15 protein-coding genes are annotated in these 14777 nt (G+C 64.4%); 2 read left to right on the top strand and 13 right to left on the bottom strand.

Annotated elements, in window-relative coordinates; all coding sequences use genetic code 11:
- Window positions 1-50: 50 nt before the first annotated feature.
- The 9 genes from phnN to FJ940_RS26715 form a co-directional block, all read right to left on the bottom strand.
- Window positions 51-683 carry a phosphonate metabolism protein/1,5-bisphosphokinase (PRPP-forming) PhnN gene (gene phnN, locus FJ940_RS26755; RefSeq protein ID WP_181167259.1) on the bottom strand — a complete coding sequence of 211 codons (633 nt, stop codon included), beginning with the start codon at window positions 681-683 and terminating at the stop codon, window positions 51-53.
- Window positions 680-1819: an alpha-D-ribose 1-methylphosphonate 5-triphosphate diphosphatase gene (locus FJ940_RS26750; RefSeq protein ID WP_140524149.1), complete on the bottom strand. Its 1140-nt coding sequence runs from the start codon at window positions 1817-1819 to the stop codon at window positions 680-682. The genes phnN and FJ940_RS26750 overlap by 4 nt, the downstream gene beginning before the upstream one ends.
- A gap of 44 nt (window positions 1820-1863) precedes the next feature.
- A complete protein-coding gene (locus FJ940_RS26745) occupies window positions 1864-2571 on the bottom strand; it encodes a DUF1045 domain-containing protein (RefSeq protein ID WP_140524148.1) in 708 nt (235 codons plus the stop codon).
- 151 nt (window positions 2572-2722) lie between these two features.
- On the bottom strand, window positions 2723-3535 hold the full coding sequence (gene iolB, locus FJ940_RS26740; RefSeq protein WP_140524146.1) for a 5-deoxy-glucuronate isomerase: 813 nt from the start codon (window positions 3533-3535) through the stop codon (window positions 2723-2725).
- Between the two features lie 4 nt (window positions 3536-3539).
- Complete coding sequence (locus FJ940_RS26735) at window positions 3540-3758, bottom strand: DUF3329 domain-containing protein (RefSeq protein WP_140491266.1); 219 nt, start codon at window positions 3756-3758, stop codon at window positions 3540-3542.
- A gap of 40 nt (window positions 3759-3798) precedes the next feature.
- On the bottom strand, window positions 3799-4716 hold the full coding sequence (iolE, locus tag FJ940_RS26730) for a myo-inosose-2 dehydratase (protein ID WP_140524144.1): 918 nt from the start codon (window positions 4714-4716) through the stop codon (window positions 3799-3801).
- 144 nt (window positions 4717-4860) lie between these two features.
- The gene (gene iolD, locus FJ940_RS26725) at window positions 4861-6711 is read right to left on the bottom strand and encodes a 3D-(3,5/4)-trihydroxycyclohexane-1,2-dione acylhydrolase (decyclizing) (RefSeq protein WP_140650721.1); all 1851 of its coding nucleotides are present in this window, start codon (window positions 6709-6711) and stop codon (window positions 4861-4863) included.
- A 34-nt stretch (window positions 6712-6745) separates the two neighbouring features.
- Window positions 6746-8680: a 5-dehydro-2-deoxygluconokinase gene (gene iolC, locus FJ940_RS26720; protein ID WP_140658398.1), complete on the bottom strand. Its 1935-nt coding sequence runs from the start codon at window positions 8678-8680 to the stop codon at window positions 6746-6748.
- 140 nt (window positions 8681-8820) lie between these two features.
- Window positions 8821-9666, bottom strand: a complete 846-nt coding sequence (locus FJ940_RS26715) for a MurR/RpiR family transcriptional regulator (protein ID WP_181165350.1) — start codon at window positions 9664-9666, stop codon at window positions 8821-8823.
- Window positions 9667-9821: 155 nt separating this feature from the next.
- Between FJ940_RS26715 and FJ940_RS26710 the strand changes: the two genes are divergently transcribed.
- Window positions 9822-10931: a Gfo/Idh/MocA family oxidoreductase gene (locus FJ940_RS26710; protein ID WP_140491256.1), complete on the top strand. Its 1110-nt coding sequence runs from the start codon at window positions 9822-9824 to the stop codon at window positions 10929-10931.
- A 20-nt stretch (window positions 10932-10951) separates the two neighbouring features.
- Here the strand turns inward: FJ940_RS26710 and FJ940_RS26705 are convergent, their stop codons facing one another.
- Window positions 10952-11650 carry a YafY family protein gene (locus FJ940_RS26705; RefSeq protein ID WP_140658394.1) on the bottom strand — a complete coding sequence of 233 codons (699 nt, stop codon included), beginning with the start codon at window positions 11648-11650 and terminating at the stop codon, window positions 10952-10954.
- Window positions 11651-11778: 128 nt separating this feature from the next.
- On the opposite strand from FJ940_RS26705, the gene FJ940_RS26700 reads away from it, so the two are divergent.
- A complete protein-coding gene (locus FJ940_RS26700) occupies window positions 11779-12414 on the top strand; it encodes a LysE family translocator (protein ID WP_140561739.1) in 636 nt (211 codons plus the stop codon).
- Window positions 12415-12456: 42 nt separating this feature from the next.
- Here the strand turns inward: FJ940_RS26700 and FJ940_RS26695 are convergent, their stop codons facing one another.
- From FJ940_RS26695 to FJ940_RS26685, 3 genes are all read right to left on the bottom strand, one after another.
- Window positions 12457-12954 (bottom strand): SRPBCC family protein, encoded by a 498-nt coding sequence (locus tag FJ940_RS26695; RefSeq protein ID WP_140658392.1) that lies wholly within the window; start codon window positions 12952-12954, stop codon window positions 12457-12459.
- A complete protein-coding gene (locus FJ940_RS26690) occupies window positions 12932-13297 on the bottom strand; it encodes a metalloregulator ArsR/SmtB family transcription factor (RefSeq protein ID WP_140524135.1) in 366 nt (121 codons plus the stop codon). The genes FJ940_RS26695 and FJ940_RS26690 overlap by 23 nt, the downstream gene beginning before the upstream one ends.
- 118 nt (window positions 13298-13415) lie before the next feature.
- The gene (locus tag FJ940_RS26685) at window positions 13416-14507 is read right to left on the bottom strand and encodes a 3-deoxy-7-phosphoheptulonate synthase (protein ID WP_140658390.1); all 1092 of its coding nucleotides are present in this window, start codon (window positions 14505-14507) and stop codon (window positions 13416-13418) included.
- Window positions 14508-14777: the final 270 nt, after the last annotated feature.

The raw sequence follows: 14777 nt of genomic DNA, 5'->3' as shown, positions 1-14777 counted from the left end.
AGGTGTTTCGATGTTCAGGTCAGGCGAGCGCCACCTGACCATCAACACCTTTAGTCGATCAGCCCCGACATGTCGGAGAACGCCATCGCCTTGCGCAGCACCTCGGCAAAGCGCTCGCCTGCCGCTTCGCGCGAACCGCTATTGTCGATCGAGGTGACGCCGGGTCCGGAGAGCGTCACAGGGGCGCTGCGCGCCAGGCGTGCCAGAACCTCCCCGCGCGACTCGCGGCCACGCATCGCCAGCCGCCCGGCCAGCACATCGGGCGAAGCGGTGATCTCGACGATGACCAGATTGGCATAGCGCTTTCGCAAGGCAGGGATGATCGCGCGCGATACGTTGGCGACAGCGACATGGCCGTTGGCCACTGCCCAATCGACCTCGGCCGGCAGGCCGTAGCGCAGGCCGTGCGCCTCCCAGGAGACGGCGAAGGCGCCGTCGGCTTCGGCTTCGATGAAGGCGGCATCCGCCAGCGTGTCGTGATCCTCGCTTGCCGTGTCGCTCGGTCTGGTGATGACGCGGCGCACGAACTCCAGCCGCGGCTCGTCGGCGAAAAGCGCCTTGGCATGGCCGATGATCGTATCCTTGCCGGCGCCGCTCGGGCCCACCACGGCAACGAAGACGCCGTCGCGTATCGGAAACGCCTCGGCCGACAGTTCACGCTCGATCAATGCCGAAGCCATCACGCGACCCGCCGCCCCTGCCGCCAGACCGTGCGCACCACCGGAACGTGGTCGTCGAGGCGCACGCGCACCAGGTCGGCCCGGCGGCCCTCTTCGATGACGCCGCGATCGGAAAGACCGACGGCCTCGGCCGGGTTCTTGGACACCATTGCCACCGCCTGCGGCAGGGAAATGCTATCGACGACGTCGCCGAGAAAGAAGGCGGACTGGATCAGGCTGAAGGGGATGTAGTCGGACGACAATATGTCGAGCAGGCCGTCGCTGGCCAGCGTGCGCGCCGAGACGTTGCCCGAATGCGAGGCGCCCCGCATGACATTGGGCGCGCCCATCAGCACGCCGAGCCCTGCATCCTTCGAAGCCCTGGCGGCTTCCTCGGTGGTTGGGAATTCGGCAACGCGCACGCCTTGCTCGATGGCTTCGTCGACATGGCCCGTCGTCGCATCGTCATGGCTCGCAAGCACGATGCCGCGCTCGTGGCAGGCGGCGGCGATGAAGACGCGGTTCGGGGCCGAATTCCGTGCCGATTCGCCCATCCGCTTCTCGCAGAATTTCTGGAAATCGCGATCGGTCAGCTTCAGCTTGCGTTGATAGTAGTAGGCATAGGTTTCGAGGTTGACGAACTGGCGCTGGCCCGGCGCATGGTCCATCAGCGAGGCGAGCTTCACCCGTTCGTCGGTCTCGAAATTGGCGAAGGCCCTGAGGCAATCCGGCGCCGAGACCTCGCAGCGCAGATGGATGAAATGGTCGGCCCGCAATCGATCCATCCGCACGCTGTCCTCGATCGCGTCGGCGAGCTTGCGGATATCGGTGGCGTTGAGATCGGCATCCTCGTCCATGCCGACACGCAAGGCGTCGAGCACGGTGGTAATGCCGGCGGTCGCCACTTGCGCGTCATGGGCGAGCACGGCGGCGATCGGGTTCCACCGCACCTTCGGCCGCGGCGCATAATGGCCTTCGAGATGATCGGTGTGAAGCTCGACCAGCCCCGGAATGATGAAGTCGCCAGCCATGTCCTCGCCGGCTCGCACGGCGCCGGAGGATATGTCGGCGATCAGACCGTCACGCATCACGAGCGAGCCCTCGATGATCTCGTCGGCAAGAACGATGCGGGCGTTGCTCAGAATGGTCTCGGCGGTCATTTCAGGCAGTCCTTGGTTTTTTCTCGCCTTTACGGCTTGTTGCTTCAGGCGGTTTTTCTGGCCGGACGGCGCCCGAGCGCGTGCTGGGAAAGCACCATGAACGGGGCGCCGGGTTCGGGCTCGATGAACAACGTCAGCGCGTCCACCGGAACCGGCTGGCGCAGCACCTCGGCGAACAGGCCCTCGATTGCCAGGCGAAGACGAAGGCTTTCCTGTGGCCCGGCCCTGCCGGACAGCGTCATGTGAAAGCGGAAGCTCTCGAAGACGTAAGGATAGCCCCATTGGCAGAGATTGCGGAATTCGCCCGGCTTCAGCGAGTCCGGGCTGCGCCGCTCGATCTCGGCCTCCGTCAACGGCGCGCGAAAGCGGTCGAAATCGCGCACCACGTCATCGGCGAAGCGATTGAGCGGAGGCAATGGCGCCTCCGGCACCAGTGCGAAGAAACCGTCGATCTGGCTGACGACGAGACGCGGGATCATCACAACGGGCGTCGCCTCGGCAAAGGCGTCGAGCGCTGCGCGCAACGAGGCTTCGGTTTCGTTGGCCGCTAACCGGAAAGGGGCTTTCAGCGTTGCGTGAAAACCATAGCGCCGTGCCGATGCGGTGTGGAAGGCGACTTCCGCCGCCGACAAATCGCCCACCGCCTCCACCGGTCGCGTCGCGGCGCCGAACGGGTCACGGCCCAGCCAGTTGGCGGCGATCCGCGCCAATTTTTCGTCCTGTTGGGGGGTGAAGTAGATGGCGTAGCGCATCGAAAATCCTCGTCAGCCCGTTGCCATAGGTGATTTCCATGACGGATTGACGAAGCTTTGAAGGGTTTTCGAAGGCAAATCGACCCCGCCGGTCCTTAGCCGACGATTTTTCTGATCTGGACCAACAGGTTCAGCCGTGAACGCGCAACGGTCAGGCCTTCATCAGCCATTCGTGCTCGGGCGCATTGTGGAATTTCCACGTCCGCTTCGGGCCGGCCATGACGTTGAGATAGTAGAGGTCGTAGCCATGGCAAGCCGCGCAGGGGTGATAGCCCTTGGGCACCAGCACGACGTCGCCGTCCTCGATCGCCATCGCCTCGTCCAGCGCGCGGGAGCCGTCCTTGTCGGCGTCGGTATAGACCCGCTGGAAAGCAAAGCCCTGCGGCGGGTTGAGGCGGTGATAATAGGTTTCCTCGAGATAGGATTCGTTAGGCAGATTGTCCTGGTCGTGCTTGTGCGGCGGATAGCTCGACGTATGGCCGCCGGGCGTGATGACCTCGACCACCAGCAGCGAATCGGCCGGCTTGCCCTCGGGCAGGATGTTGGTGACGTAGCGCGTATTGGTGCCCTTGCCGCGCACCTCCTGGCCGAGGTCGTCAGGCCCGATGACGCGAACCGGCAGGCCGCCGCTCAATCCCGGCGCCGAGCAGACCGCCAGTTCCAGTCCGCTATCAGCCGTCACCGACCAGTCCGATCCCTGCGGCACATAGACCGACCATGGTTTGCCTTCGAAGGGCGACATGCGCTGGCCAAGCAGGCCGAGATCCTTGCCGCCGGCCGTGACCGTGCCCTTGCCGGTGACGAACACCAGGCAGACTTCGCGATCGTCCGTTGTTCCCGAAGCCGTTTCGCCCGGTTCCAGCCGGTGCAGGTCGAACCCGACATAGGTCCATCCGGCGCTTTGCGGCGTGACATGCGCGACACGGCCATGGCCCTTGTCGGCTTTGACCAGCAGCTTCGACATCCGGTTACTCCTTCGGTTCGACTTCGGCGGGCGCCTTGTTCTCGTCGGCCGGCTTGTAGAGATAAAAAAACTGCCAGACGCCATAGCCGGCGAAGCCCAGCGCGATCACGCCCCAGAACGGCGTGCCGCTCGCGAATTCGATGATCGACCAGATGACGCAGACCGCGACGACGGCGACACGCCGCCATAGGGGCCGGAAGAAGGGGTGCTCGGAATCTTTCATCGCGGCAACCTACAGCAAGCCCGGCCTGGCGAGAACCCGATCAGACATCGGGGAAGCCCTGGGTCTCGACCGTGTAGCCGGCCGCCGTCATCACCCGCATCAACTCCTTGTGGCCCACCTGCGCCATCTTGAGCGGCGGGTTCTTCTTCGGGTCCTGTTCGGCCTCGACCACGAACCAGCCTTCATAGCCGTGGTCGGCGAAACGCTGCACGATGGCGCCGAAATCCAGCGAGCCGTCGCCCGGCACGGTGAAGGCGCCGAGAGCCACCGCATCGAGGAAGGACTGCCTCGTGCGGTCGAGCTTCTCGATCACGCCCATGCGTACATCCTTCACATGCACATGGCTGATGCGCTTGTGGTGATTGTCGATGGCGCGCAGCACATCGCCGCCGGCAAAGGCCAGATGTCCAGCGTCAAGCAGCAGCGGAATGCCCGCTCCGGAATGGCGCATGAAGGCGTCGAGCTCCGCCTCGGTCTCGACCACCGCCGCCATATGGTGATGATAGGAAAGCGGCATGCCTTGCTCGGCGCACCATTCGCCGAATTCGGTCAGGCGCCTGGCATAGGCCTTCATCTCGTCGCTCGAGAGTTTCGGCTTGGTGGCGAGCGGCTTCGAGCGGTCGCCCTGGATCGAACGGCCAACCTCGCCATAGACGATGCAAGGCGCGTTGACCGCCTTGAACAGGTCGATCATCGGCTGGATGCGATCCTTGTTCTTGCTCATCTCCTCGTCGACCAGCGTGCCCGAGAACCAGCCGCCGCACAGTGTGACGTCAGCCGCCTTCAGGATCGGCAGCATCACCTTGGGGTCCTTGGGAAAGCGCCGTCCCATCTCCATGCCGGTGAAGCCGGCCGAACGCGACTGGCGTAGGCACTCCTCCAACGACACGTCGTCGCTGAGTTCCGCAAGATCGTCGTTCCACCACGCGATGGGGGACATGCCCAGTTTGGCTTTCAAGTCGTCACTCCGGTTCTTGTTCACCCTCCCCCTTGTGGGGAGGGTCGCTGCGAAGCAGCGGGGTGGGGGTGCGGCGCCAGACCCCACCCGGACCTTCGGTCCGACCTCCCCACAAGGAGAGGTAGGGGGTGGGCAGCGCCGAGATCAATCGCCGACGCTCTGCATCCGCCGCTTCTCGTCATAGACCTTGCGCGCCGCGTTCACTTGGCTGCGCTCGGAGACTTCCGGCACCGCCACGTCCCACCAGTGGCCGCCGGCATCGGTGGAGACCAGCGGATCGGTGTCGATGACCAGCACCGTGGTGCGGTCGTTGCCTTTCGCCTGAGCCAGCGCCGTCTCCAGCCCTGCGATCGACGAGACCTTCTCGGCGATCGCCCCCATGCTCGCGGCGTGCGCGGCAAAGTCGACGTCGGGCAGCACCTCGTGGCGCGCGTCCTTCAGGAGATTGTTGAAGTTGGCGCCGCCGGTCGCCATCTGCAGCCGGTTGATGCAGCCAAAACCCCTGTTGTCGAGCAGCACGATGGTCAGCTTCAGGCCGAGCATCACCGAGGTGGCGATCTCGGAATTGAGCATCAGATAAGAGCCGTCGCCGATCATGACGACGACCTCTTCGTCAGGCTTGGCCATCTTGGTGCCGAGCCCGCCCGCAATCTCATAGCCCATGGTCGAGAAGCCGTATTCTGCGTGGTAGGAGCCGGGCGCGCCGGCCTGCCAAAGCTTGTGCAATTCGCCCGGCAGCCCGCCGGCGGCGTTGAGCAGCGTCACGCCGGAGCCCATGGCGCGTTGCACGGCGCCGATCACCTGCGCGTCGGAAGGGTAGGCGGCATTGGTCGACGCCGTCACCTTGGCGGCTTCGGCCTGCCATTCCTTCTTGCCGGCTGCCGCATTGTCGGTCCAGGCGGATGGCGCCTTCCAACCCTTCAGCGCGGCACCGAGTTCGGCCAAGCCTTCGGCCGCGTCGGCGACCAGCGGCGATGCCCGATGCTTGCCGGCATCGAAAGGCTGCACATTCAAGCCGATGATGGTCTTGCCCGAATTCTTGAACAGCGCCCAGGAGCCGGTGGTGAAATCCTGCAGGCGCGTGCCGATGGCGAGCACGACATCGGCCTCTTCCGCCAGCCGGTTGGCGGCCGACGTGCCGGTGACGCCGATCGCCGCCATGTTGAGCGGATGATCGTCCGGCAGCGAGGATTTGCCGCCCTGCGTTTCGCAGACCGGAATGCCGGCGCCTTCAACGAATTTCGCCAGTTCGTCCGAGGCCCGAGAATAGAGCACGCCGCCGCCGGCGATCACCAGCGGCTTGCTTGCGCTCTTCAGCGCTGCAACCGCAGCCGCCAATTCAGCCCGGTCCGGGCGCGGCCGGCGCTGGCGCCAGACCCGTTCGGCAAAGAAGCTCTCGGGATAGTCATAGGCCTCGGCCTGCACGTCCTGGCAGAGCGACAAGGTCACCGGCCCGCATTCGGCCGGGTCGGTCAGCACGGCCATGGCGCGGTTGAGCGCCGGGATGATCTGCTCCGGCCGCGTGATGCGGTCGAAAAAGCGCGACACCGGACGAAAACAGTCATTGACCGTCGCCGTGCCGTCCGAAAAATCCTCGGCCTGCTGAAGCACCGGATCGGGAACGCGGTTGGCGAAGACGTCACCCGGCAGAAACAGGACAGGCAACCTGTTTACATGCGCAAGTGCCGCCGCCGTCACCATGTTGAGCGCGCCGGGCCCGATCGATGAGGTGGCGGCCATGAAGCGGCGGCGGAAATTGGCCTTGCCATAGGCGATCGCCGCATGCGCCATCGCCTGTTCATTGTGGGCGCGGAAGGTCGGCAGTTTGTCGCGCACCTGGTAGAGCGCCTCGCCGATGCCGGCAACATTGCCGTGGCCGAAGATGGCCCAGACGCCGCCGAAGATCGGTACCTTTGCGCCGTCGATCTCGGTCATCTGTTTGCTCAGGAAACGGGTCAGCGCCTGCGCCATCGTCAGGCGGATTGTCTTGCTCATTGGTTTCCTCCGCAGTCCCTGTGCCCGTGCCTTCTTATGCTGCTTTACGGCCGCGCGCGGCAAGCCATGCCTCGGTCAGTTGCTCGAAGCGCGATGCCATATCGGCAATCGCTTCGTCGTCCGACATCTTCCCGGAAAGCCATTGTTCGGCGGCATTGATGAAGATGGTGCGGCCGACCGCGAAACCCTTGACGATAGGCGCCTTGGCCGTCGCTGCGAAGGCGGCCTCCAACTCGTCATGCGGGGCTTCCAGGCCGAGCAGCACGACGCCGCGGCACCAGGGATCGTTTTTCAGGATCACGGCCTCGATCTTCGTCCACGCGCCGCTAGACGCCTGCGGTTCGAGCTTCCACCAATCCGGCTTGATGCCGAGCGCATAGAGTTCCTCAAGCGCACGCGGGATGGTCGTGTCGTCGAGCTTGCCGTGCTTGCCGGCGATGATCTCGATGAGAAGCTCCCTGCCCACTTTCCGCGCGGCCTCGAACAGTGCGCGCAATTTCTGCTGCTGTTCCTCCTTCAAGCCCGGCGGATCGTCGGGATGATAGAAGCAAAGGCATTTGATGCAGTGGTCGACCGGCCATTCGGTGAGCTGCGAACCGATGTCCTGCGAGAATTCGAAGCGCAGCGGCCGCGAGCCCGGCAGCTCCACCGGCCGCCCGAGCCAGGCAAAGGAATGCCTGGCGAATTCGAACATCGCCTCGCGGCCATGCCTCTCGTCGAGCAACATGCCGTATCCGTCGCGCCCGGCGGCGACCTTGGCCGCCGCTTTCACCGTCAGCACCTTGAAATCCTCGATGCGCGACGCGTCAGCGCCAGTCTTGGCCGCCATGTCCTCGAGCTGCACCCGGTGGTCGCAGGCGAATGCCATCAGCGAGGGAATGTCGTGCCGGCGCGTCGTTGCCCAATGGATGTGGTTGATCGCCTCGTCCTTGCGCAACGCCAGATGCCTGCTGCCGAGTTTGAGGAAGAACTGCAATTCCTCGAAGGTCGGATATTCCGGCGCACACAACAGCCGCGACACGGCGAAGGCGCCGCAGGCGTTGGCCCAGGTCGCCGCCGTGGCAAGGCTTTCGCCGCCGAGCCAGCCGCGCAGGAAGCCCGACATGAAGGCATCGCCGGCGCCAAGCACGTTGTAGATCTCGATCGGAAAACCCTTGCCGACCACGCCGTCCTCGAGATCGTCGCTGATCGGCCCGTCATAGACGATGCAGCCCATGGCGCCGCGCTTCAAGACGATGGTGGCCGAGGACAGCGAACGGATCGTCTTTAGCGCGCTCAGGCAGTCGTCCGCGCCCGAGGCGATCATGATCTCTTCCTCGGTACCCACGACGAGGTCGCAATCGGGCAGCACCGTCTTCAACTGCGCCGAGACGCGGTCGGACTTGACGTAGCGCTCAAAACCCTCGGCGTGGCCGGCCAGGCCCCAGAGGTTCGGCCGGTAGTCGATGTCGAACACGACCTTGCCGCCCTTGGCCTTCATGATGCGGATCGCCTTGCGCTGGGCGGCATCGCTGTTGGGCCGGGAAAAATGTGTGCCGGTGACGACGACCGCGCGAGCCGAGGAAATAAACGCCTCGTCGATGTCCTCCTCGGCCAGCGCCATGTCGGCGCAGTCGGAGCGGTAGAAGATCATCGGCGAAACGCCTTCGCTCTCGACCGAAAGCAGCACCAGTGCGGTCAATCGCTCCTTGTCGGTCTTCAGCCCGTCGGTGTTGACGCCTTCGCGCTTCAATTGTTCACGGATGAAGCGCCCCATCTGCTCGTCGCCGACGCGCGTCAGGAGCGCCGAACGCAGGCCGAGCCTGGCCGTGCCGACCGAGATATTGGCGGGGCAGCCGCCGACCGACTTGGCGAAGGAGGTGATGTCCTCCAGCCGCGAGCCGATCTGCTGGCCATAGAGGTCGACGGAAGCCCGGCCGATGGTGATGACGTCGAGCGCAGCGTATTTCGCGTCCACGGCTTCGCTCATTGGAACCTCCCGTCGGGCCTGTTATGTTGGGGTACACGCGCGAGCGGCAGCGTGGCGCCGAAAATATGAAATAATAATTCCAATCCATAGTCAATATGGAATGAGCATTCCCCGATCTAAAATCGCCTTTTGCCTTCCCCTCAGGCCTTGCGCCCCTTGCCGGGGTTGCGCCGCTTCTCGCCGACGCCAACGGTCAGCGCCATGGCCAGCGCCATCGTCGCCGATAGCGAGCGGAAGCCGGCAAAATCCGCCTCGGCAACCTCGAACCAGACGCTGGCGAACTGAGCAAGCGGTGAAAACGAGCTGTCGGTGATGGCAATGATCGGCACGCCCTGTTCGGAAATCGTGCGCGCCTCCTCGATCGTGGCCGGCGCATAGGGCGAGAAGGAAATGGCGACGACGGCATCCGCGGGCGTCGCAAAGCTGACCATCTCGGCGTTGAGGCCGGCGGCTGATTCGATCAGCTGGTTGCGGATCTTCAGCTTGCCAAGCGCATAGGCGATGTAGGACGCCACCGGATAGGAGCGCCGCTTGGCCAGCACATAGATGGTCTGTGCCTTGGCCAGCAGGGAAATCGCTTCTTCCAGATGCGCGTCGTCCAGCGTGCGCGAAATGTCGTTGAGCGAGGTGCTGGCGGCGGCGACGAAGCCGTCGAAGATCGCCCGGTGGCCGGCGCCGCCCTCGGCCTTGGCGCGCAGCGCCTGCAGCCGTTCGTCATAGGAGGAGTTGCGCTCGCGCAGCCGTTCGCGAAACACCTGCTGCAGGCTGGTGAAGCCGTCAAAGCCGAGCTGCTGGGCAAAGCGGATCAGCGTCGAGGGCTGCACGCCGGCCGAGGCGGCGATGCTGGCGGCGGTGCCGAAGGCGATATCGTCGGGATTGTCGAGCGCATAAGCGGCGATCTGGGCGATGCGCTTGGGCAGGCTTTCGCGCCGATCGAGGATCGTGGCGCGCAGCGTCTCGAAGTCGCGAGGTACCCGTTCGTCCATCGTCAGCCCGTCCAAGCTCATCGGTGAAGCGTCCTCTCTGCCCCATCATAGCGAGGCTGCGCAAGAACACCATAAAAAATGAGGCAGACATTCCATTCCGAACAAAAATGGACTAATTCATCCACGTAGCATCTATGACGGTGGAGGAACGGAAAATGGTCGGCGTCGGTCTTATCGGCACGGGATTTATGGGCAAGTGCCACGCCATCGCGTGGAGTGCCGTCGGCGCCGTCTTTCCAGACATGACCAAACCGCGGCTTGTCCATCTCGGCGAGGTCAATGAGGATCTCGCCAGGCGCAAGGCCGGCGAGTTCGGTTTCGCCAGGGCGTCCGGCGACTGGCGCGCCGTCGTCAACGATCCCGAAGTGGACGTCGTCTCGCTCACCACGCCCAACCAGTTCCATCCGGAAATGGCCATCGCAGTTCTCGAGGCCGGCAAGCATTTGTGGTGCGAAAAGCCGATGGCGCCGAGCTTCGCCGAAGCCGAGGCGATGGCGGCCGCGGCGAAGAAATCCGGCAAGGTCGCGGCGCTCGGTTACAATTACATCCAGAGCCCGGCCATCCGCCACATCGGCGCGCTGCTCGACGAAAACATCATCGGCGAGGTCAACCATCTGCGCATCGAGATGGACGAGGATTTCATGGCCGATCCCGAGGCGCTGTTCTTCTGGAAGCACGAGGCATCTTCCGGCTATGGCGCGCTTGATGATTTCGCCGTGCATCCGCTGTCGCTGGTGTCGACCCTGTTCGGCCGCGTCGCCAGCGTCATCTGCGACATGGCCAAGCCCTATGCCGACCGCAAGCTGGCCGCCGGCGGCCGCCGCGCGGTCGAGACCTACGACATTGCCTCCGTGCTGATGCATCTGGAGAACGGCATCGCCGGCACGCTTCTGGTCAACCGTTCGGCCTGGGGCCGCAAGGGCCGCATCGCCGTCCAGATCTTCGGCTCCAAGGGCTCGATCCTGTTCGACCAGGAGCGGATGAATGAGTTCCAGCTCTACCTCACATCGGATCGCCCGACCGAACAGGGCTATCGCACCATCCTCGTGTCGCCACAGCACAAGCCCTACGACCTGTTCGTCCCCGCGCCCGGGCATAGTCTTGGCTTCAATGATCTCAAGATCATCGAATGCCATGAACTGCTGACCCGGCTCGCCGGCAGACCGGCGCGGCTCATCGAATTCGACGAAGGTCTGGAGATCGAGCGCACCGTGCATGCGATGGCGCGATCGTTCGAGGAGAAGCGCTGGGTGGATGTAAGGTAAGGTTCGCTCCGCTGGTCGGTTTAGCCGGCGGCCGCTGCGTTGACTTCCCACCCATTGACCCAGATCTGCCGCAACCGATCGCCTTCGCCCTTGAAGCGCAGTCCGGTCGGCCGGCAATCCTCGATGCGGTCGCTGCGGAAATTGCGGATCGCCTGGCGTAGCTCGCACCAGGCGACGATGTTGGCGGTCTCGGCATAATAGATCAGCGCGATCGGGCGGATGAGGCGCTCGGAAGCGCGGCCAAGCTCGTCGCGATAGGAGAGGTCGAGCTTCTCCTCGTCGCGTATGGCGCGGCGCACCAGCGCCAGGTCGATCGCACCTGCAGAGGGCGCGGCGAATCCCCACGCATGCAGCGCATTGGCGTCGAGCGTCTGGCGCAAAGGCGGCGGTACGGCGCCGGCGATCTTGGCGCCGACGCGCTTGGCTGCCTGCTTGAGCTCGTCGTCGCCCGTGCGCTCCAGCAGCGCCAGTGACAGCACGATCGCCTCCATCTCCTCGATCGAAAACATCAGAGGCGGCAAGTCGAAGCCGGGGCGCAGGATATAGCCGATGCCCCTCCCGCCCTCGATCGGCACGCGCATGGCCTGAAGCGCTGCGATGTCGCGATAGATCGAGCGTATCGTCACCTCCAGCTGCGCGGCTATCATTGACGCCGTCACCGGCTGCCGCGCCAGCCGCAGGATCTGGATGATCTCGAACAGGCGCGACGCCTTGCGCATTTTCTCACCCGTTGCCGATCACAACTGACACATCATCGTCAGTTGGTTCGGCCTATAGGATCGTCTATCGGACTGAAAATCAACAGGTTCCGCTGCGGCTGGGCCGAGCGAGGCGACAGGCTACTGACATGAGCTATGCTGAAAATCTCTGGCTGTTCTTTATCCTGCTGTTCGGCATCATCGCCGTTCCGGGCATGGACATGCTGTTCGTGCTGGCCAATGCGCTGACGGGCGGGCGCGACAGGGGCCTTGCCGCGACCGGCGGCATCATGGTCGGCGGCATGGTGCACACGCTGAACGGCGCGATCGGCGTCGGCCTGCTGATGCATTTTTTGCCGATCCTGTTCAAGCCGCTGTTGATTGCAGGCGCCGCCTACATGGCCTTCATCGGCATCACACTGATGCGCAGCTCCATCACTGTCGGTCGCGACGGGCCCGCCGGCAGCCGCTCGGCATGGAAGGCGTTTCGCCAAGGCCTTGTGACCTGCCTGATCAACCCGAAGGCCTACCTGTTCGTCCTTGCCGTCTATCCGCAGTTCCTGAAAACGGACTACGGCCCGATCTGGATGCAGGCGACGGTGATGGGCCTGCTGACCGTGCTGACGCAGGCCGCGATCTATGGCGGGCTCGCAATATCGGCCGGCCGCAGCCGCAAGCTGCTGATCGCTAATCCGCGAGCGACCATCCTTGCCGGCCGGGCGGCCGGGCTGCTGCTCTTCGCGGTGTCCGTGTTCACCGCATGGGAAGGGCTGAGGGCGGCGTAATGCCGGCTAGACCGGACCGCCGCCCTTCTGGCGCCGGCCGGATCAGGCGGCGCCCTGCAGCGTGGCGAGAAGCTCGTCCAGCTGCTCGAATTGCCCGGACATCGCATCCGCCGCCCCGGCGCCGGCGTCGAGGGCTTCCTTCGAGGGATAGAGCTCGCGCATGACTAGCAGCGTCTTGCCGCCTTTTTCCTCGAAGGTCACCGTGGTGACGGGTCCACCCTCACCCCCTTCGTCATTGGTCCAGACGAGGCGCGAGTGCGGTGTCACTTCGAGATACCTGCCGAAGAACTCGGCAGGGTTCGAGCCGTCATGCCCGAACACCAAACGGTACCCGCCTCCCACACGAACATCCATCTCGCAGGAACGCAGGAACATGCCCATCGACTTCGGCACCCACCACTGCTTGAACAGCTCAGGCTTGGTCCACGCCTCGAACACGATGCGCGCAGGCGCGTCGAAGCTTCGCGTAACGACCAACTCCCGGTCGGACCTCCGTTCCACCGTCGTGCGTTTGGCCTCACTCGCTCTTCCTGCGTCCATCGACGTCCTCCTTGCGTTTCAATTCCTCGATAACCTTATCCAACTCGTCGAAGCGTGCGGCCCAGAGCTGGCGGTATCTCTCGATCCATGCGGTCTCCTCCTCCAGGCGGCGCAGGCCCAGCTTGCAGGTCCGCACGCGCCCGACCTTCCGCGTCGTGACGAGTCCCGCCTGCTCCAGGACGCCGACATGCTTCTTCATGCCCGTGAGGGTCATGTGGAATTTCTGGGCCAAGTCCGTGATCGAAGCGTCCGCACGGCCGAGCTGCTCCAGAACGCCGCGCCGGGTGGCGTCCGAAAGCGCGGCGAACGAGGCATCCAGGCGGGTCGCGGAATACTGAACCATTTGGTTCAGTATGTAACACGCGGGTCGGAGGCGTGCAAGTGAGGTGGAGCGCTGCGGGCCCTAGGGCGGCGTGGTCCTGGGCTGAAACCGGAAACGCCGCCCTTATGCTCCAACCGGATCAGGCGGCGCCCTGCCGGCTCTCCATCAAGGCGCGGCGCGCCGACCGGCGCCATTCCACGGCGCCGGCAAGGCCGTGCAGCACCGTCTCCGTGGCCGCCCAGTCGATGCAGCCATCGGTGATGCTCTGGCCGTAGACGAGCTGCTTGCCCGGCACGACATCCTGCCGGCCGGCGACGAGATTGCTCTCGACCATGACGCCGATAATGCGCTCGTCCCCCGCCGCGACCTGTCCTGCCACGTCAGCCGCGACCTTGGGCTGGTTCTCCGGCTTCTTGGCTGAGTTGGCATGGCTGACATCGATCATCAGGCGGGGCGCGGTACCGATGCGGGCGAGTTCGACCGAGGCGGCCTCGACGCTTGCCGCGTCATAGTTGGGCTGAACGCCGCCACGCAGGATGACATGGCAATCCTCGTTTCCGGTCGTTGCCGCGATCGCACTGCGTCCGCCCTTGGTCACCGCCATGAAATGATGCGGCTGGGCGGCGGATTTCACCGCCTCGGCAGCGATCCTGAGATTGCCGTCGGTGCCGTTCTTGAAGCCGACCGGACAGGACAGGCCCGAGGCCAGCTCGCGATGGATCTGGCTCTCGGTCGTGCGCGCGCCGATCGCGCCCCAGGCGACGAGGTCGGCGATGTATTGCGGCGTCGTCATGTCGAGGAATTCGGTCGCCGCCGGCAGGCCCAGATTGTTGACGGCCGACAGCACATTGCGGGCCATCCGCAGCCCCTTGTCGATGTTGAAACTGCCGTCGAGGTCGGGGTCGTTGATCAGGCCCTTCCAGCCGACCGTCGTGCGCGGCTTTTCGAAATAGACCCGCATCACGATCTCGAGCCGGTCGGACAGAGCTTCGCGCAGCGCCGCCAGACGGCTGGCATAGTCAACGGCCGCGACCGGATCGTGGATGGAACAAGGGCCGACGATGACAACAAGTCGGTCGTCGGCCCCGGTCAGGATGGAGTGGATGGCGTTGCGCGAGGCGGCAACGGTGCGCGTCGCCGTGAGTGAGCGCGGTATCTCGCGCATCACCTCTTCCGGCGTGCTCAGCAGTCTCAGTTCCTTGACCCGAAGGTCGTCTGTGGTGGTCAACACGGCTTCTGCTCCTGGTTGGGAGACCTGCCGGCTGAAACAAAAAAGCCGCCAGGTCTGGCGGCTTGTCGGACTGTTTGCTGCAATCTTCAGATCGAGCGCAATCCTCCCGCCGCCAGCGAGCTGCTAAAGTACCAATAGGTGGCGGTCAGGTGGATCATGCGGCTCATATAGTCGAAGCGGCGGCGTTTGTCACGTACCCTGGTAGCAAGCAATTTCAGGTGAGGGCCGAGCCTTTGCGATTTCGTCATTCTAGGGCGAAGCAGGAGCGAA

The sequence above is a fragment of the Mesorhizobium sp. B2-3-7 genome, from assembly GCF_006442695.1.
GTDB lineage: Bacteria > Pseudomonadota > Alphaproteobacteria > Rhizobiales > Rhizobiaceae > Mesorhizobium.
This window is presented reverse-complemented; position numbering and strand designations above follow the sequence as displayed.